We start from the raw sequence: 17,987 nt of genomic DNA on the forward strand, positions 1-17,987 counted from the left end.
AAACGCACCAAACGAGTGCGTAAGGTCACCCCATGACAGCGTGCAATCCGTTACAGGTTCAAGCCTTCAACACCGCCGACGTGGCCGAGCAGATCCGCGCCACACCGGGTTGGGTGCAGCACTATCAGCAGATGTCACCGGGGCATTTCGCCGGGCGGGTGCGCTATCTGGACTTGCAAGGCGTGGAGATTTACGAAGAGCAGATGAACACCCGGGTCGAGCAGAATTTCAGCGCCCCCGAAGGTTCACTGGCGTTCTGTTTCGATCGCAACGACAACTCGCTGTACATGTTGAACGGCGAGAGCCGCAACATCTGGATCACCCCGGAGAACTACCAGGAAATCGCCGTGGTGTTCGGACCGCAATTCGTTCAACGGCATGGCCTGGACGTGGCGCGGCTCGAAGGCTTGTTCATGTCGCCGCTCAATTGCGGGCAGAACGCGCTGTTCAGCCGCTGGTTGAGCGGCACCTTGACGCGACTGGAGCAGACGCTGGATCCGCCGAGCAAAGAGGCATTGACCCAGCAGTTGCTGGAGGACTGTTTGTTCATCCTCGATAACGCTTGTGTGTGCCTGGATCGCGCAGGCTTGCAGCGTCGGGCCGAAGAGCGAACGATCATGAAGCGCGTCGCCGAATGGGCCGCCGATACCCCGGAAGAAACCCTCAACTTGCTGGAACTGTCCCAGGTGGCCGGGGTTTCGTTGCGTCAGTTGCAGCACGCGTTCAAGGCGTACACCGGGATGACGCCCTCGCATTGGTTGCGTTTGCGCCGGCTCAACAGTGCGCGCCGTGAGTTGCTCAGCCGAACGGCCAGCGACACGACAGTCGCGCAAGTGGCGATGCACTGGTCGTTCTGGCATTTGGGGCGGTTTTCCAGCAGTTATCGAGCGTTGTTCCAGGAGCTTCCCAGCCAGACGCTCGCCCGCCAACACAGTGGACCTTGTCGGAGGTCATCATGAGTCGGTTATCGTCTTTCAGTCTGTGTGTCGTAGTGTCGATGGCCTGTACGCAGGTCCAGGCCGAAACGGTTGTGCCGTTGAAAGGGCAGAGTTCGCAACAAACCCAGCTGGACATCAACGATTGCCGCAACGTCGCGGCGAGTCAGAGTTCCTCAACACCACCACCCTCGGGCGGGCGCTTGCGCGGTGCTGCGGTGGGTGCTGCTGCCGGGGCGGTGGGCGCTGAGGTCCGGGGGCGTCAGCATGACGAGTTTTACGAGGGGGTCGACGACGATGTGAAACAGGAATATCGGCAGAACCGGGCCGGGCAAACCGCAGCGGCGGGCGCAGTGGTTGGTGGCGCGCGCCAGCGTCAGGAGCGTCGGGCGCAGCAAAAGACCAACGCGTCGACCAGTTCAACCGCCTATACCAGCTGCCTGCAAGGGCGGGGTTATCAGGTAACGCCCTGAGCACCGGGCGTTCTCTGCCGCTGTTCAATCAGGTGAACCATCAGGTCGGCATAGAGCGTGAGGGCGATAAACAACCCCATGCGCACGGCGAAGGCGGTATAGACGTCTTTGCCGGCAAGACTGTCCTGCACCGACTGGCCCAGCAGGATGATCAGCGTGATCAGGCTGTTGAGCCAGAACCCCGGGGTTTGTCGAGTCGGACTCAGGGCATAGAGCTTGCGCGCCAACAGCAAGCCGAACAGCAGCATCCACAGAAAGAACATCCACAAGTGCACGAACAGGCTGAGCGCGCACCAGAACATAATGGCCAACAGCCCGCCCATTAAGGTCGAGCCGAGCAGTTCGCGACTGGCGTTGCGCGTCGTTACCGTTGAACTCTGCTGGCCCAGACTGACCGCTTTCAAAATGATCGGCAGATAACTGGCCGGGTCGATCAGCGCCAACAAGAACGCTGGGATCACGATCAGGGTGGCACGCAGCGCTATCCTGGGCACTTCTTGCGCCGGCATAGCGCTGGCGGCAGGTGGCGAGGGTGCATTGGCCGGGTCGGGAAACAGCCAGTGACTGATCGCGACGACGATGACGGCGAGGAGCAAGGCCTTGACCAGGGCACCGATGACCATTATCGCCAGATCGAACTCGGCAACGCCGGCCGAGGAAATCATCGTCAGGCCGATGATCAGAAAGGTCACGACCAAGGTGTTGCCGCCGCGCAGCCCGAAACCAAAGGCCAGGAACAGACCGACACCGATCAGCAGCACGCCGCTGAGGGGGTAATAACGCAGGACCGGGATCAGTAACAGCCCGATGCCGGTGGTCAGCATCGCAACCACTGCCAGCATCACGCCTGCCTTGAATGGCAGGGGTTTGTTAAGCGTGGCCAACAGCAACACGCAAAGCACCGGCGCAATAAACGGAATCGGCAGTGCCAGGCCGAAGCTGATGGCCAGGCACAGCGCCGTGCCGACGGCCAGACGCGGCGCCCGTTGGAATCCGGGCGGGCGATCAGTAGGCATAAGACAACCAACTCATCAGCCAGAAAAACAAGCGTCCCAAGGGATTCAGCGGATTATTCTGCGCAGGAAAGGCCATGACTTCGGCCTGGCCGCCGGCACGAATGGCGCGACTGTCACGCAGCACCTGCATCGCCTCGTCAGAAAATTCGATGATCACCGGGAAGCGTTGGGCCGGACGCAACCAGTCGCGACTGTTTTGCACACTGGGCAAGGTGCCCGGCGCCGGCGTCTGCCCCACGCTGACGCCGTAGCCAACGCTGCGCACCCGCCCCTCGAAGACCTCGCCCGGCAGCGCGTCCAGCACGATCGCCACCGGAGTTCCAGGCTTGACCCGCCCCAGGTTGTTCTCGGTCATGTCCGCACTGATCCACACATCGTGGATGGCAATCAAGGTCATGACCGGCGTGCCGACCGAGGCGAATTGCCCGACGTCGGTGCGCAGGTCAGTTATCAAACCCGCCGAGCGCGCGCGGACTTGGGTGTTGGCCATGTCGAGTTCGGCTTTTGATAACGCCGTGGCGGCGCTGCGTAACAGCGCGTTGTCTTCCTCGCTGCCGCCTTCCTGTTCCCGTGCTCGCTGGACTTCAGCACGGGCCGCGGCGACTTGGCTGACGGCCTGCTCACGGCTGGCCCGCGAAGCTTCCAGCAGGCGCACGGAAATGGTTCCGCGGTCTTGGCGGTACAGGCTTTCAAGGCGTTCGTTATCCTGCCGGGCCTTGAGTTCATTGGCCTGGGCCGCCCGCAACGAGGCTTGCGCGGAGGCAATGCCGGCAGTGCTGGCACCGATCTGCCGGCGGGTAGACTCAAGATCCGCGCGTGCGCGGTCGGCGGCTATCTGATAGGGCTGCTGATCGACTTCGAACAGCACATCGCCTGCCTTGACGTCCTGGTTGTTGCGCACATTCACGCGGATCACCTGACCGGCCACTTCAGCCGCCACCGGAATCACAAAGGCACCGACCCGAGCCTGTTGCGTATACGGCGTGAAACGGTCAGCCAACAGATACCAGGCCAGGCTCAGGACGATCAGCAGCAGCACCCATTTGATGCCTTTTTTTGCCGGATCGGCAGCCGGTTCGGGCGCCTTGGAAGAGGGCACTTCAGTGGCGGGCGGTGAGGGTTCACTCATCGGCTTTGACCTTGTCTGACGTGGAAGAGAGGGCTGGTGAAGGGGCTGGTTCATGCAGCAGGTTGCCCCAATCGGTGCGGTGTTCCATTTGTTGGCGTGTGTCTGGGTCGACAGTCGGCTGGGCGCTGTACCAGCCACCGCCAAGGGCTTTGTACAGGGCGATCAGGTTGCTCACGGCATTGCTGCGGCTGACCAGGTAATTGTCCTGTTGTTCGAGCAATGCGCGTTGGGCATCCAGCACCCGCTGGAAGTCCGAGTAGCCTTCGCGGTATTGGCTGTTGGCCAGGCTCAGCGAGCGCTTGGCGGCGACCTGCGCTTCGCTCAGGATGCGCTCGCGTTCCAGTGATTTGCTCAGGCCGCTGGCGGCATCATCGGCTTCGCGTGCAGCCTCGCGGACTTTGTCGCGATAAACCTCGATCAGCTGCTGCAACCGCGCATCCTGCACCCGCACGTTGTTGCTGATCTGACCGTGATCAAACAGGTTCCAGCGCAAACTGGGGCCGCCGATCAGGTCCAGGCTGTTGGAGGTGCCCTTCAGCGTGTCGGTCGACCAGACGATGCTGCCGAGCAAGGTCAGCGATGGATAGAAGTCGGTTTCTGCCACTCCGATCAGTGCCGATTGGGCGGCGACGTTGAGTTCGGCTGCGCGTACGTCCGGTCGACGCAACAGCAGGCTGGCGGGTACGTCTTGCAGCACGGCACGGTCTACCAGCGGAATCAGTCCCTGGTTTTCGAGCAATCGGGGCAGGGCGTTGGGCGGCTGTCCGATCAGTACGGCCAATGCGTTGCGGGTGCGCAGCACTTGCCCTTCAAGCTCGGGAATGCTGCTCAAGGTGCCGAGGTACTGGGTCTTGGCTTGTTGCAAATCGAGCTCGGCGCTCTGGCCGCTGTTGAACAGTTTCTCGGTGATTTCAAAGTTGCGCTTTTGCTGTTCGGCGTTTTCCCGGGCGACGCGTAAACGCGCTTCGGTGGTGCGCAATGAGAAGTAAGTGTCGGCCACTTGAGCACGCAGCAGTACCAGTACGTCTTCATAATTGGCTTGAGCCGCAAAGTAACTGGCATCTGACGACTCGATGGCCCGACTGAAACGTCCCCAGAAGTCCAGCTCCCAACCGACATCAAAACCCACGCTGTGTTGCCAGAAATGGCTGTCTTGCGGGTTGTTGCCGCCGTATTGCCGACGGTTGATGTACAAGCTCTCGGCACTGGCCTGCTGCAGTTGCGGATAGCGTCCGCTTTGGGCAATCCCCAACCGGGCACGGGCTTCCATGACACGAAGGCCGGCAATTTTCAGGTTGGAATTGTGCGCATCCGCTTCGGCGATCAGCCCGTCGAGGACCGGGTCGGCGAACACTTGCCACCACTGGCGCACATCGGGATAGGCGCGTCTTTGGCTGGCCTGTTCAAGCGCAGGGCTGCTCCAGAGTTTTGTCCAGGCCTCGCCCGGGGCTTGAAAATCCGGCCCCAGACGCACGCAGCCGCCAAGAGCGAGGGCCCCCAGTAGAAGCAGCGGAGCCGGGCGCGTCAGCATCGCAGCACTGCAAGTTGGTCACGGGAAAACGTCATCCTAGCGTCCCCAATATTGAATGCCCTGGCTGTGCGGGCTTGAACCGGTTCCGCTTAGGTTAGTACAGCCAAGACAAACACAAGGTCATGTTTGACAAACAGGGCACCGAGCAACTGCTACGCTTTTGAAAGTTATTCATTCGGGTGAAAAAGAAGGGTACGAAGACCATGACCAGTCCCCAGGACGAGATTGCCCCCAGCTCCACCGGTTGGCGTTTCAAAGCAGGCATCGGGATTCTCAGTTTGACAGTGCTCGCCTGGCTGTTGGTGCCGCTCGCCGCCGCTGCGGATGTGCCCGGCCCAAAGATCGCGGCACTGACAGGCATTTTGTTTATCAGCAACAAGATTCTGCTGATCCTCGCCATCGCCGTCATGGGCAAGTCTGGTTTTCAGCAACTCAAGCGCAGCGTGTTTGGCTATGTTTCCACGCTCGCACCGACTGAACTTGAAGTAGGCCCGGCTCGCCATCGAATTGGCCTGGTGATGTTTTGCCTGCCACTGATTTCATCCTTTCTCGAGCCTTACGTGGACACACTGTGGCCGGGGCTGAGACCGAACCTCTGGCAGGTCCAGGCGCTGGGCGATGCCATGTTGGTCGGCAGCTTTTTCGTACTGGGCGGGAATTTCTGGGACAAGGTGCGTGCTTTGTTTATCCGCACGGCGCGTGTGGTCAACGTGAGTACGGTGTGAGTGCTTCTAACGAGAGATGATCCCGTGATCGATCGCGTATTTTACGAGGGCGGCGGGTTTGTCGATGTTGAGTTTGCGGCGGATGCTCAGGCGATGGGTTTCCACTGTGCGGACGCTGATGTCCAGCTCGCGAGCCATTTCCTTGTTGTTCAACCCCTGAGCCATTTTGTACAGCACCTGGCTCTCGCGCGGTGTCAGTTCGTTGTCGGTACTTTTATCGGCGATGAGCCGTTGGGCGATTTCGGCACTGTAGAACGTCCCACCACTGACAATGGCTTCGATGGCCGCAATGATTTCCCGTGAAGGCGCGTTCTTCAGTACATAGCCGCTAGCCCCCGAGCGAACCGATTCACTGACGTATTCGTAGTTGTCGTACATGCTCAGCACCAGCACCTTGAGCGACGGGTACTGGCTGCGCAACAGCCGGGTCAGCTCGAGCCCGTTGATATCCTTCAGGCTGATGTCGACCAGCAACAGATCCGGCTGACAGCGCCCGACCATCGCAATGGCATCGGCGCCATTCTCGGCTTCGCCCACCACTTCCAGCGGCGCCATGACCGCCAGCAGCGATTTGATGCCATCGCGGACCAGGGAGTGATCGTCGACCAGGGCGACGCGGATCGGGTAGGGCAGGTTCATCGCAGGCATTCACTCTAATTGTTATGGGGTGAGTCAGCGTTCTGTACCGGGTGGCTTCATCGGCAGCAGCACGTCCAGTTCACTTCTTCCCGGCATCGAGGTCAGGTCGAATCGACCGCCAAAATGCTCGACTCGCTCACGGATATTGCGCAGGCCAATGCCGGCCTGGCGACGTTCGACCTGGGCGACATTGAAACCTATGCCGTCATCGATCACCGTCAACCGTACGGACTTTTCGCAGCCGTGCAGGGTAATGATGACGTGTTTTGCCTGGGCGTGGCGTTCGATGTTGGTCAGGCCTTCTTGCACAATGCGAAACAGCGAGGCGGCGGCGCCATCGGCCAGGTGACAGTCGAATTCGTTATCGTTGAAGGTTACAACAAGACCGCTGCGTTGCTCGAACTCGGCGGCGAGTTGACCGATTGCCGCCGGCAGGCCGAGGGTGTCGAGCAATGATGAGCGCAGGTCGTGGGAGAGGCTGCGAACCTCACCGATCGCTTCCCCCAGGCGCTCGGTGGCGTCTCTTAAAATGCTCAAGCCTTTGTCTTGGCCATTCTCCAGCACATGGCTGGCCAGTTCGAACTGAAACTTGATAGAGACCAGTAGCTGGCTGATGCCGTCGTGCAGCTCTCGGGAAACCCGTGACCGTTCTTCCTCCTGCAAACTGACGATGCGTTGAGTCAGGCGCTGCAGTTTTTTGTCGGCCAGGCGGTGCTCGCTGACGTTCAGCGTCATGCCACTGGCGAACACAAACAGCACCGCTACAAGCGCCACCGCGGCAATCGCCAGCATGGTTGTGCGGATGCCCTGAGCCACCTCGGCACGCGCTTGTTGGGTGGCGCGCTCAACGTCTTCAAGGTAGATGCCGGTGCCGAGCATCCAGCCCCAGCGATCGAGCATCACTACGTAGGCGAGCTTGTCGGTCACTTGGCCGGAAGAGGGTTTGTTCCAGGCGTAACGTTGAAAGCCTTCGCCGGATGCCGCGCTTTTGAGCAACGCCTGGATTACCGGCAGGCCGTGAGGGTCTTTCATGTCCCACAGGTATTGGCCCACCAGCTCTGACTGGCGTGCGTGCATCAGGCTGCGGCCTTCGCGGTCGTAGACGAAGAAGTAGCCATTGATGCCAAAACTGAGCTTGCGCAGTTCTTCCAGCACTTGTTGCTGTGCGTGTTCGTCACCACGGCCGTTGTCGTACAGCGGCGCGATCAGGCTTTGTGCCATTTCAACGTAGTTTTTCAGCTCTGCGCGCTTGCTGGCCAGAATGCTGTCTTCGATCAGTTGCGCCTGTTGATCACCCAATTGGCGGTTCAGGGAAATCACCAGCGCGCAGATGACCGCGATCGCCAACACCAGCGGCAGAATGCCGAGCGCGACGATTTTGTGTTTGAGCTGCATCTCTACTCCTGGCCAGACCGAGGGAGGGCGAAGGCCCGGCATCATATGCCAAAGATACGCGCCTCCAGTAGCAGTGCTGGACAGAATGACAAACCGTCTACGTAGAACTACGTAGGCGCCACGTACGTAGTAACGCGGATTTATTTGTCGACAGCATGGGTGGATATTGGGCCCGCTCCGCAAAGCGGACACAATTATAATAATTACCGCCGCAGTCACTGACTGTCGGCAGGAGACACGCTATGCCCCGTCTGGCTAAACACCTCGCCTGGTTTGCCGTGGCTGTCTTGGGAGCGTTTGCGCTAAGTGTCGTGGCCCTGCGCCGCGGCGAAGCCATCAACGCCCTCTGGATCGTAGTCGCAGCCGTCGCTATCTATCTTGTCGCATACCGCTACTACAGCCTGTTCATCGCCACCAAGGTGATGCAACTCGACCCCAATCGAGCCACTCCCGCCGTACTCAACAACGATGGTCTGGACTATGTGCCGACCAATAAACACGTACTCTTCGGTCATCACTTCGCAGCCATTGCAGGCGCGGGGCCGCTGGTCGGTCCGGTGTTGGCGGCGCAGATGGGCTATCTGCCCGGTACGCTGTGGCTGATTGCCGGCGTGGTGCTGGCCGGTGCGGTTCAGGACTTCATGGTCCTGTTCATGTCCACTCGCCGCAACGGCCGTTCCCTGGGCGACATGGTCCGTGAAGAAATGGGCCGCATCCCCGGGACCATAGCGCTGTTCGGCTGCTTCCTGATCATGATCATCATCCTCGCGGTGCTGGCGCTGATCGTGGTCAAGGCCCTGGCCGAGAGCCCGTGGGGCATTTTCACGGTGATGGCGACCATCCCGATCGCGATGTTCATGGGCATCTACATGCGCTACATCCGTCCGGGCCGTATTGGTGAAATCTCGGTGATCGGCGTGGCGTTGCTGCTCGGTTCGATCTGGCTGGGCGGGCAAATTGCTGCTGACCCGGTCTGGGCCAAAGCCTTTACCTTCACTGGACTGCAGATTACCTGGATGCTGATCGGCTACGGTTTTGTCGCGGCCGTATTGCCGGTATGGCTGATCCTGGCGCCGCGTGATTACCTGTCCACGTTCCTCAAGATCGGCACCATCGTTGCGCTGGCGATCGGCATTCTGATCACCATGCCCGAGCTGAAAATGCCGGCATTGACCCAGTTCATCGACGGCACCGGGCCGGTGTGGAAGGGTGGGCTGTTCCCGTTCCTGTTCATCACCATTGCCTGTGGCGCAGTGTCCGGTTTCCACGCACTGATCGCTTCCGGCACCACGCCGAAGCTGCTCGCCAGCGAAGGCCATGCCCGTTACATCGGTTATGGCGGCATGCTGATGGAATCCTTCGTGGCGATCATGGCGATGGTGGCCGCTTCGGTGATCGAGCCGGGTGTCTATTTCGCCATGAACAGCCCGGCGGCCCTTGTCGGCGCCGACGCTGTTTCGGTTGCACAGACAGTCAGCAGCTGGGGTTTCGCGATTACCCCGGAAGCCCTGCAAGCGGTAGCCAAGGACATCGATGAAACCACCGTCCTGGCCCGTGCCGGCGGTGCGCCGACCCTGGCAGTCGGTATCGCGCAGATCCTGCACCACGTGCTGCCGGGTGAAAACACCATGGCGTTCTGGTACCACTTCGCGATCCTGTTTGAAGCGCTGTTCATCCTGACTGCGGTCGATGCCGGTACCCGTGCCGGACGTTTCATGCTGCAGGATTTGCTTGGTTCCTTCGTGCCGGCGTTGAAACGCACCGAATCCTGGACCGCCAACCTGATCGCCACCGCCGGTTGCGTGGCGATGTGGGGTTACCTGCTGTACCAAGGTGTGATCGACCCGTTGGGCGGGATCAACACCTTGTGGCCGCTGTTCGGTATTTCCAACCAGATGCTGGCCGGTATCGCGCTGATGTTGGCAACCGTTGTGCTGATCAAAATGAAACGCCAACGCTATGTGTGGGTGACCATGCTGCCAGCGGTATGGCTGCTGATCTGCACCACCACTGCAGGCTTCATCAAGCTGTTCGACGCCAACCCGGCGATCGGCTTCCTGTCGCTGGCGAAGAAGTACAGCGATGCCCTGGCCAACGGTCAGGTGCTGGCGCCGGCCAAGAGCATTGAGCAGATGCAGCATGTGATCTACAACGCCTACACCAACGCAACGCTGACGGTGTTGTTCCTGCTCGTGGTGTTCAGCATCCTGTTCTTTGCGCTTAAAGTCGGCATTGCCGCCTGGGGCACCAAAGAACGTACGGATAAAGAAGCGCCATTCCATGCGCTGCCAGATGCTTGATCGAGGAGGGCAGCATGTTCAATGACCTGAGTCGCCTCGGTAAATACCTCGGTCAGGCTGCGCGCCTGATGGTCGGCATGCCCGACTACGACAACTACGTCGAGCATATGCAAACCGAACACCCGGACAAGCCGGTGATGAGCTACGAGATGTTCTTTCGCGAACGTCAGGAGGCTCGTTACGGCGGTAAGGCAGGGCCGAAGTGTTGCTGACCTGACAGCCAGGTTGATCCAAACCCTGTGGGAGATTCTATGTTGCAGGACAACCCTGCAACGGTCGATTCGGTTGGTATTCGCTCTGGTTTTTCATCAGGGCGAACGCCTCTCATGATCGCTGATCATGTTCTAGACTCACCGGGGGCCTGATGGAGTTAAACGTCAAGAGCAGAAGGGCCGTCCACGCGATCTGGATAAAACGAATGAGCGGTCTGCAAGAGAAGGCAGGCGGTTATCGCGAGCCGGATTATCCGTTGCGGCGAATTCCCGAAAAATTCTGACGGATTGCCGAGCGAGTCTCCGCCAAGGGCTGCATTGCCATGAGTCATTCGGATATTGTGCCTCCCGTCCCGGAACCGGGGCGGATTGCGCACCGCAAGTCGAACGACGGCCAGACCCTCTGGGACCGCTGGCTCCCGGGACTGCATACGTTGCGCGGATACCAAATGATTTGGTTACGCCACGACCTCGTGGCCGGACTGGTGCTCACCACAATGCTGATACCCGTCGGCATCGCCTATGCGGTGGCATCGGGCGTACCCGGTATTTACGGGCTCTACGCAACGATCGTTCCATTACTCGCTTATGCGTTGTTCGGTCCCAGCCGGATTCTGGTGCTTGGGCCAGACTCTTCGCTGGCTGCTGTCATCCTGGCCGTCGTCTTGCCACTGTCCGGCGGCGATCCGCATCGCGCAATCGCCCTCGCGGGCATGATGGCGATCGTCTCGGGGGTGGTGTGCATCCTGGCTGGCATCGCGCGTCTGGGCTTCATTACTGAGCTGCTTTCCAAACCGATCCGCTACGGATACATGAACGGGATTGCGCTGGTGGTATTGATCAGTCAACTGCCAAAGTTTTTCGGTTTTTCGATCGAAACCGACGGGCCGCTGAGAAATGTATGGGAGATCGCTACAGCAGTGATGGCTGGGATAACCAACTGGGCCGCGTTCACGGTGGGCGCAAGTACTCTGTCGGTGATCCTGCTACTCAAGGGCAATAAACGCGTGCCGGGCATTCTGGTCGCAGTGGCAGGCGCGACCGTTGCCGTTGGTGTACTGGACCTTGCAGCTCGCGCCGGGGTGTCGGTCCTGGGATCGCTCCCACAGGGGCTGCCAGCATTCGCCATTCCCTGGATCACCAGGGCTGATATCGTCCCCGTCCTGATTGGTGGTTGTGCCGTCGCCCTCGTTTCGTTCGCCGACACCAGTGTGCTCTCTCGTGTTTATGCGGCGCGGACTCGTACTTATGTGGACCCGAACCAGGAAATGGTCGGGCTCGGCTTCGCCAATCTGACCGCCGGGTTTTTTCAAGGTTTTCCAATCAGCAGCAGTTCATCCCGGACACCCGTCGCCGAGGCCGCAGGCGCGAAAACCCAATTGACCGGTGTCGTCGGTGCGATCGCAGTTGCCTTATTGCTGATGGCGGCGCCGAACCTGTTGCAGAACCTGCCTACCAGCGCATTGGCGGCAGTGGTGATCGCATCCGCCATCGGCCTGATCGAAGTGACCGACCTGCGACGAATCTATCGCATCCAGCGCTGGGAATTCTGGCTGTCGATCGTCTGCACCATCGGTGTGGTCGTACTGGGCGCGATCGAGGGCATCGGCCTGGCCATCGTGATCGCCGTCATCGAGTTCCTGTGGGATGGCTGGCGCCCGTACTCGGCGGTTCTGGGCAGCCCGGAAAAGATCCGGGGTTACCACGATATCAAGCGCTATCCCGACGCGCGCCTTATCCCAGGCCTGGTTTTGTTTCGCTGGGATGCGCCTTTGTTTTTCGCCAATGCCGAGCTGTTCAATGACCGGGTACTGGACGCCGTGGCAACATCGCCTTCGCCCGTGCGTTGGCTGGTTGTAGCGTCGGAACCGGTCACCAGCGTGGACGTAACTTCTGCCGATATGCTGGCTGAACTCGATGAAACCTTGCGTGGGGCGGGTATCAAGTTGTGCGTGGCCGAGATGAAGGATCCGGTCAAGGACAAGCTAAAGCGATTCGGGCTTTTCGCCAAGCTGGGCGAAACGGCGTTTTTTCCAACGATAGACGATGCGGTCGAAAGTTATCTCGTGATTTATCCAGTGGGTTAGCCCGCGCCAATGAGCTTCGCAGGCGGGATTTCCCGGGAAAGCAAAGCGCTCGTGGACGCTCGGATTTCACAGAACGAATGCCGGAAGGCAGTGCATGAACCGGGGGCGCGGGTTGCCGGTGGCTTTCATCAAGTCCGTGTTGACCTGGTACGGCAACAGTTGCTTGATACGTTCGGCCCAGGCTTTGTCAAGTGAGGTTCATCGTGCTGATCGAGAGGCGAGCTGCGGGAAATCGTTCCCGGCCACAAAGGACGGTTTGTAATCATTTCCAGAGAGTGCGGGGCATTGATTCGGGAGTTCAATCTCTCGACAAAAGACTCGGCACCATCAAGGCTGCGGAAGCTCGCCATCCACAGACCCATGTGAACCCACCAACAATTCTGTGCAGGGTCTTTTTCAACATAAATCTTCATTGACGGCGCTCCAAAAAGGCAGGAATCAATCATCCTGATGTTTCTGAGTACGCTGGCGGTGAGCAATCCATGGCATTGCGTCGTTGCGTGCCCGACAGCGTGTACGCGATCAACCGGCAAACTATTGATCAGGATCAACTATCCTGATCTGTTTGCCCGCGGCCTGATGCCGTGCGTCGGACAGCAACTGTCTAGCTCAATGCCTATTGCGTTGTAGCTTGGCCATCGGGGCGTGGAATATGGTTTTGGCGTAGTACGGATGGTAAGGCTCAGTGTCGGGCCGTCCTCCATGCCTCACTACTTTGCAGCTTCGCTTCAGGCGTCATCTCCGGGTGCATTTTATTGACCATTAATAGTGCGTCGGTATTCATCAATGCGCCGCGCTGGACGCCTTGTATTACACGGAGAATAAAAACAGTGAGTAGGAATTTCCCGCTTGTAGGGCATAAAACTCAAATCAGTTGCCAAATGCACCATTTTCGTCCGATCCAGAGTTGTGCAAGTTACAAGTGGAAAAACCGTTTCAGTAGTCTTATCGATTTTCGTCTCAAAAATGAAACGATGTGTCGCAATTCCGGCTTGTCTAAGGGTTTTTCCGGTTTTTATCGATCGTAACAATAGTTGGGCACAGCCCTTGCAAAAGTACTTTCAAACCACCGCTAGTGTGGTTTTTCATCGAAAAAAAATTATGGGGGAACGTTATAAATGGGGCGCCAGAAATCAAACCGCAAAGGCCAAGTCTCTGGCGTCGGAACGCGTCAACAGGTTGCCGAATTCACGCGGAATTTGTTTCCAAATGAGACAGGAAGTTAACGACGCACACTGAGGTGCTCAACAGAAACAGTACTCACTAAAACAACGTAAGGCCTGATTTTATTGAAATAGCGAAGTTATAAGAAAATGCCGTCTGTATTGCGGCAAGGAGTAGGGTATGTCCCGAGCTTTTTTTAACGAAATGTATGATGCGAGTGGTGGCTGCCGCCCACATTACCAGGAGTTCGCGCGTTGGTTGGCGGACACACCTCTGGAGTTGCTGGATCAACGTCGTCGCGAAGCCGACCTGTTGTTCCACCGAGCCGGCATCACCTTCACCTTATACGGGGACGAGCAGGGCACCGAACGGTTGATTCCGTTCGACATCATTCCGCGCAGCATCAAGGCCAGCGAATGGCAAATGGTCGAGCGGGGCTGCATTCAGCGGGTCCAGGCGTTGAACATGTTCCTGGACGACATCTACCACGGGCAACGTATTCTCAAGGAAGGCATCATCCCGGCCGAACAGGTGTTGGCCAACGAGGGTTATCAGGTCGCCATGCAGGGCCTGAATCTGCACCGGGGCATCTACGCCCACATCGCCGGGGTCGATCTGGTCCGCGACGGCGATGGCAGCTACTACGTACTGGAAGATAATCTGCGCACCCCCAGCGGCGTCAGCTACATGCTTGAAGACCGCAAGATGATGATGCGTTTGTTCCCCGAACTCTTCGCCGCCCAGCGTGTGGCGCCCATCGATCACTACCCGAACCTGCTGCTGGACACCTTGAGGAGCTCCAGTCCGCTGGACAATCCCACGACCGTGGTGCTGACCCCGGGCCGCTTCAACAGCGCTTACTTCGAGCATGCGTTCCTGGCCCGTGAAATGGGCGTGGAACTGGTTGAAGGCGCAGATCTGTTTGTCCGCGACGATCACGTCTATATGCGCACCACCGCAGGCCCCAGACAGGTGGACGTCATTTACCGCCGTCTCGACGATGCGTATCTCGATCCTCTGTCGTTCAACCCGGACTCCATGCTCGGCGTACCGGGCCTGATTGCCGCTTACCGCTCAGGCAACGTGGTGCTGGCGAACGCCGTCGGCACCGGCGTGGCCGACGACAAGTCGATCTATCCCTATGTCGGCGACATGATCCGCTTCTACCTCGCCGAGGAACCGATCCTCAAGAACGTGCCTACCTGGCAATGCCGCAAACCGGAAGAGTTGTCCCATGTGTTGGCGAATCTGCCTGAGCTGGTGGTCAAGGAAACCCAGGGTTCCGGTGGCTACGGCATGCTGGTCGGCCCGGCGGCCACGGCGGCGGAAATCGAAGACTTCCGCGCGCGCCTCAAGGCACGCCCCGAAGCTTATATCGCCCAACCAACCCTGTGCCTGTCAACGTGCCCGACCTTTGTCGAAAACGGCATCGCCCCACGCCACATTGACCTGCGCCCGTTTGTGCTGTCGGGCAGAGAAACCCGTCTGGTGCCCGGTGGCCTGACCCGCGTGGCATTGCGCGAAGGCTCGCTGGTGGTGAACTCGTCTCAGGGCGGCGGCACCAAAGACACTTGGGTAGTGGAGGACTAAGACATGCTTTCAAGAACCGCTTCGGACCTCTACTGGATGTCCCGTTACCTGGAGCGCGCCGAAAACCTGGCGCGCATGCTCGAAGTCAGTTACTCGTTGTCGTTGATGCCTCAGGCGGGGCGTACCGATGGCCGCGCCGAACTGGCAATGTCGCTGCTCGCCGCCGGTACGCTGGACGATTACAACGAGCGTTATGGAGAGCTCAACACCGAACGCATGTTGCACTTCTTCGCGCTGGATGAAACCAACCCCGGGAGTATCTATTGCTGTTTGCAAGCCGCGCGAGCCAATGCTCATGCCGTGCGCGGACGCATCACCGCCGACATGTGGGAGAACATCAACGCCACCTGGCTGGAGATGCGCAACATCGCCAGCAATGGTCTGGCGCGCTATGGCATCAGCCATTTCTGCGAGTGGGTCAAGGAGCGTTCGCACCTGTTCCGCGGTGCGACCTCGGGCACCATCATGCGCAACGATGCCTACTGCTTCATTCGCCTGGGGACTTTCCTTGAGCGGGCAGACAACACGCTGCGCCTGCTGGATGCACGCTACGAAATGTTCGGCGAGGAGTCGGAGGAGGTGAGTGACAACTCCGCGCGCGGCTACTACCAGTGGAGTGCCTTGCTGCGGGCCTTGTCGTCCTTCGAGGCGTTCAACGAGATCTACCGCAATGCGCCGGGCGCCGAGCAGGTCTCCGAGATGCTGTTGTTGCGCAGCGACGTCCCGCGTTCGTTGCATGCCTGTATCGAGGAACTGGACCATATACTCGCCAGCCTGCCGGGCAGCAACGGGCGGGCCGCCCAGCGATTGGCCGCCGAGTTGAATGCTCGGCTGCGCTACACCGGTATCGACGAGATTCTAGGCTTCGGTCTGCACCTTTGGCTGACTGACTTCATCTCCCAGGTTCGCCATCTCGGCCAGACCGTTCACGAGTCCTATCTGGAGGCCGTATGAAACTGTCCATACGCCACGACACCACCTACAGCTACGCCGATGAAGTCTGCACCAGCATTCAGTTCCTGCGTCTGACGCCGCAGAACAGTGAACGCCAGCGCATCCTGGAATGGCACCTGGAACTGCCGCGCCTGGTGCGCAGCCAGTTCGATCCGTACGGCAACATCCTGCATGTGTTGACGATGGACGAACCCCATGGGGCCTTGGTACTGACAGCTTATGGTCAGGTGGATATCGACTCGGACCGTGAGCTGGAGCGCGACAGCCAATCGCCTTTGCCGTTTTTGCGCACCAGTAAGCTGACGATAGCGGACGATGCCCTGAATGCCTTCGCCGTGCAGCACTGCGGCATACGGCGTGATCGAATGGCGTTGATCGACCTGATGCACGGCCTGGCCGACCATATGGTCTACAACCCGGGCGCAACCACCGTGGACACCACGGCCGCCGAGGCGTTTGCGGGCGGAGGCGGGGTCTGTCAGGACCACACTCACGCCTTCCTGGCCTGCGCCCGTAGCCTGGGGATTCCTGCGCGTTATATCTCCGGTTACTTGTGCACCGAAGATGAAAACCACTTGGCCAGCCATGCGTGGGCTGAAGCCTGGCTCGACGATGGTTGGTACAGCTTCGATGTCACCAACCGGCTGGCCCGGCCCGAACGCCATCTGAAACTGGCGGTGGGCCTGGACTACCTCGACGCCTGCCCGGTACGTGGCATGCGTCGTGGTGGCGGGGCCGAGTCGATGCTGGCGCGGGTACAGGTAACGTCGCTGTTTCAGGTTCAGCACCAATAAGCCTGAAACGTTCATCGTAATTGGCCATGCCGTCGGGGAGACGGTATGGCCTTTCATCCAGAATTCACGAGTAAGCGCAAATGACTTATTGCGTCGCTATGCACCTGGCCGACGGGATGGTGTTCATCTCCGACTCACGGACCAATGCCGGTATCGACCAGATTTCAACGTTTCGTAAGTTGTTTATTTTCAGCACGCCGGGCGAGCGGCTGATTGTGTTGCAAACGGCGGGCAATCTGGCCACCTCGCAATCGGTGGTGAACTTGCTCAAGCAGCGTTGCAGCGGGCCTGGCCCGCACCTGTTGAATGTCCGCACACTCTATGACGCCACTGTGCTGGTGGCCGAAACCGTTCGCGAAGTTGTCGCCCGGGACCGTACCAAGTTGGCCGGCAAGACCGACTTGAGTTGCTCTTTTCTGGTGGGCGGGCAGATCGCGGAGGGGGCGATGGATGTGTACAGCATTTACCCGCAAGGCAACTTCATTCAGGCGACGGAGGACACGCCTTTCCTGCAATTGGGTGAAAGCAAGTACGGCCGACCGATACTCGATCGCAACCTCACGTACCGCACATCACTCGAAGAGGGCCTGCGCTGCGGGCTGATCTCGTTCGACTCGACCATGCGCAGCAACCTGTCGGTGGGTATGCCGCTGGATCTGCTGGTGTTCAGAAAGGACAGTTTTGCCAGCGCGAAAAGTTATCGCATTACGGCTGATGACCCGTATTTCATGCGTATCCGTATGCAGTGGGCTGCCGGACTGCAAGACATGCTTGCCGCATTGCCGGAGCCGCCTGACGCTTACATGTCGGGGGGCTGCCAATAAAGCGCTGACTCTGCATCAGCGCTGAAGTAAAGCGGCCGGGCCAGCGATTACCAAGTGCGCGATATCGTGATGTCGATTGGCTAAAGCAGCGGAATGCTGTAGCTCACGATCAAGCGATTCTGGTTCTGGTCACGCGCCGCCTCGCTGTTGGACTTGCCGTTGCGCCATCCAAGTCCGACACCTTTAAGCGTGCCGGACTGAATCGCATAGTCCAGATCA

At 59.3% G+C, this 17,987-nt stretch carries 15 protein-coding genes and 2 pseudogenes; 10 read left to right on the plus strand and 7 right to left on the minus strand.

Going from position 1 to position 17,987, the window contains the following annotated elements:
* Window positions 1-32 precede the first annotated feature (32 nt).
* Window positions 33-959, plus strand: a complete 927-nt coding sequence (locus AC07VO_RS01455; RefSeq protein WP_019578879.1) for a helix-turn-helix domain-containing protein — start codon at window positions 33-35, stop codon at window positions 957-959.
* Window positions 956-1,408 (plus strand): YMGG-like glycine zipper-containing protein, encoded by a 453-nt coding sequence (locus AC07VO_RS01460; RefSeq protein ID WP_064617823.1) that lies wholly within the window; start codon window positions 956-958, stop codon window positions 1,406-1,408. Before AC07VO_RS01455 ends, AC07VO_RS01460 begins: the two co-directional genes overlap by 4 nt.
* Here the strand turns inward: AC07VO_RS01460 and AC07VO_RS01465 are convergent.
* From AC07VO_RS01465 to AC07VO_RS01475, 3 genes are read right to left on the minus strand one after another with little or no spacing between them, the layout of a single operon-like run.
* Window positions 1,393-2,424 carry a DUF2955 domain-containing protein gene (locus AC07VO_RS01465; RefSeq protein ID WP_086944302.1) on the minus strand — a complete coding sequence of 344 codons (1,032 nt, stop codon included), beginning with the start codon at window positions 2,422-2,424 and terminating at the stop codon, window positions 1,393-1,395. The genes AC07VO_RS01460 and AC07VO_RS01465 overlap by 16 nt on opposite strands.
* Window positions 2,414-3,553 (minus strand): HlyD family secretion protein, encoded by a 1,140-nt coding sequence (locus AC07VO_RS01470; RefSeq protein WP_086944301.1) that lies wholly within the window; start codon window positions 3,551-3,553, stop codon window positions 2,414-2,416. Before AC07VO_RS01470 ends, AC07VO_RS01465 begins: the two co-directional genes overlap by 11 nt.
* The gene (locus AC07VO_RS01475) at window positions 3,546-5,084 is read right to left on the minus strand and encodes an efflux transporter outer membrane subunit (RefSeq protein WP_086944300.1); all 1,539 of its coding nucleotides are present in this window, start codon (window positions 5,082-5,084) and stop codon (window positions 3,546-3,548) included. The genes AC07VO_RS01470 and AC07VO_RS01475 overlap by 8 nt, the downstream gene beginning before the upstream one ends.
* Window positions 5,085-5,287: 203 nt before the next feature.
* On the opposite strand from AC07VO_RS01475, the gene AC07VO_RS01480 reads away from it, so the two are divergent.
* The gene (locus AC07VO_RS01480) at window positions 5,288-5,809 is read left to right on the plus strand and encodes a transporter suffix domain-containing protein (RefSeq protein WP_019578884.1); all 522 of its coding nucleotides are present in this window, start codon (window positions 5,288-5,290) and stop codon (window positions 5,807-5,809) included.
* A 6-nt stretch (window positions 5,810-5,815) separates the two neighbouring features.
* Here AC07VO_RS01480 and AC07VO_RS01485 read toward each other — a convergent pair whose 3' ends face one another.
* A complete protein-coding gene (locus AC07VO_RS01485) occupies window positions 5,816-6,448 on the minus strand; it encodes a response regulator (RefSeq protein ID WP_028940608.1) in 633 nt (210 codons plus the stop codon).
* Between the two features lie 33 nt (window positions 6,449-6,481).
* Complete coding sequence (locus AC07VO_RS01490) at window positions 6,482-7,843, minus strand: cache domain-containing protein (RefSeq protein ID WP_018925860.1); 1,362 nt, start codon at window positions 7,841-7,843, stop codon at window positions 6,482-6,484.
* A gap of 242 nt (window positions 7,844-8,085) precedes the next feature.
* Here AC07VO_RS01490 and AC07VO_RS01495 point away from each other — a divergent pair, with 242 nt between their 5' ends.
* From AC07VO_RS01495 to AC07VO_RS01505, 3 genes are all read left to right on the plus strand, one after another.
* Window positions 8,086-10,143, plus strand: a complete 2,058-nt coding sequence (locus AC07VO_RS01495; protein ID WP_495007464.1) for a carbon starvation CstA family protein — start codon at window positions 8,086-8,088, stop codon at window positions 10,141-10,143.
* A gap of 14 nt (window positions 10,144-10,157) precedes the next feature.
* Window positions 10,158-10,355, plus strand: a complete 198-nt coding sequence (locus AC07VO_RS01500; protein ID WP_007938220.1) for a YbdD/YjiX family protein — start codon at window positions 10,158-10,160, stop codon at window positions 10,353-10,355.
* Window positions 10,356-10,678: 323 nt separating this feature from the next.
* Window positions 10,679-12,442, plus strand: coding sequence for a SulP family inorganic anion transporter (locus AC07VO_RS01505; RefSeq protein WP_086944299.1), 1,764 nt, complete (start codon window positions 10,679-10,681; stop codon window positions 12,440-12,442).
* A 75-nt stretch (window positions 12,443-12,517) separates the two neighbouring features.
* Here AC07VO_RS01505 and AC07VO_RS01510 read toward each other — a convergent pair.
* Window positions 12,518-12,628: pseudogene (locus AC07VO_RS01510) on the minus strand (ornithine carbamoyltransferase); the annotation flags it as partial.
* A gap of 1,158 nt (window positions 12,629-13,786) precedes the next feature.
* On the opposite strand from AC07VO_RS01510, the gene AC07VO_RS01515 reads away from it, so the two are divergent.
* The 4 genes from AC07VO_RS01515 (at window position 13,787) to AC07VO_RS01530 (ending at window position 17,768) form a co-directional block, all read left to right on the plus strand.
* Window positions 13,787-15,196 carry a circularly permuted type 2 ATP-grasp protein gene (locus AC07VO_RS01515; protein ID WP_007938225.1) on the plus strand — a complete coding sequence of 470 codons (1,410 nt, stop codon included), beginning with the start codon at window positions 13,787-13,789 and terminating at the stop codon, window positions 15,194-15,196.
* Between the two features lie 3 nt (window positions 15,197-15,199).
* On the plus strand, window positions 15,200-16,150 hold the full coding sequence (locus AC07VO_RS01520; protein WP_019578892.1) for an alpha-E domain-containing protein: 951 nt from the start codon (window positions 15,200-15,202) through the stop codon (window positions 16,148-16,150).
* Window positions 16,147-16,944, plus strand: a complete 798-nt coding sequence (locus AC07VO_RS01525; protein WP_495007465.1) for a transglutaminase family protein — start codon at window positions 16,147-16,149, stop codon at window positions 16,942-16,944. The genes AC07VO_RS01520 and AC07VO_RS01525 overlap by 4 nt, the downstream gene beginning before the upstream one ends.
* A gap of 80 nt (window positions 16,945-17,024) precedes the next feature.
* Entirely contained in the window at window positions 17,025-17,768 is a 744-nt protein-coding gene (locus tag AC07VO_RS01530; protein WP_086944296.1) for a proteasome-type protease, read from the plus strand.
* Window positions 17,769-17,848: 80 nt separating this feature from the next.
* Here AC07VO_RS01530 and AC07VO_RS01535 read toward each other — a convergent pair.
* Window positions 17,849-17,986, minus strand: a pseudogene (locus AC07VO_RS01535) (OprD family outer membrane porin); the annotation flags it as partial.
* Between the last annotated feature and the right edge of the window lies 1 nt (window position 17,987).

Source organism: Pseudomonas sp. GW821-FHT03E01, from assembly GCF_059420765.1.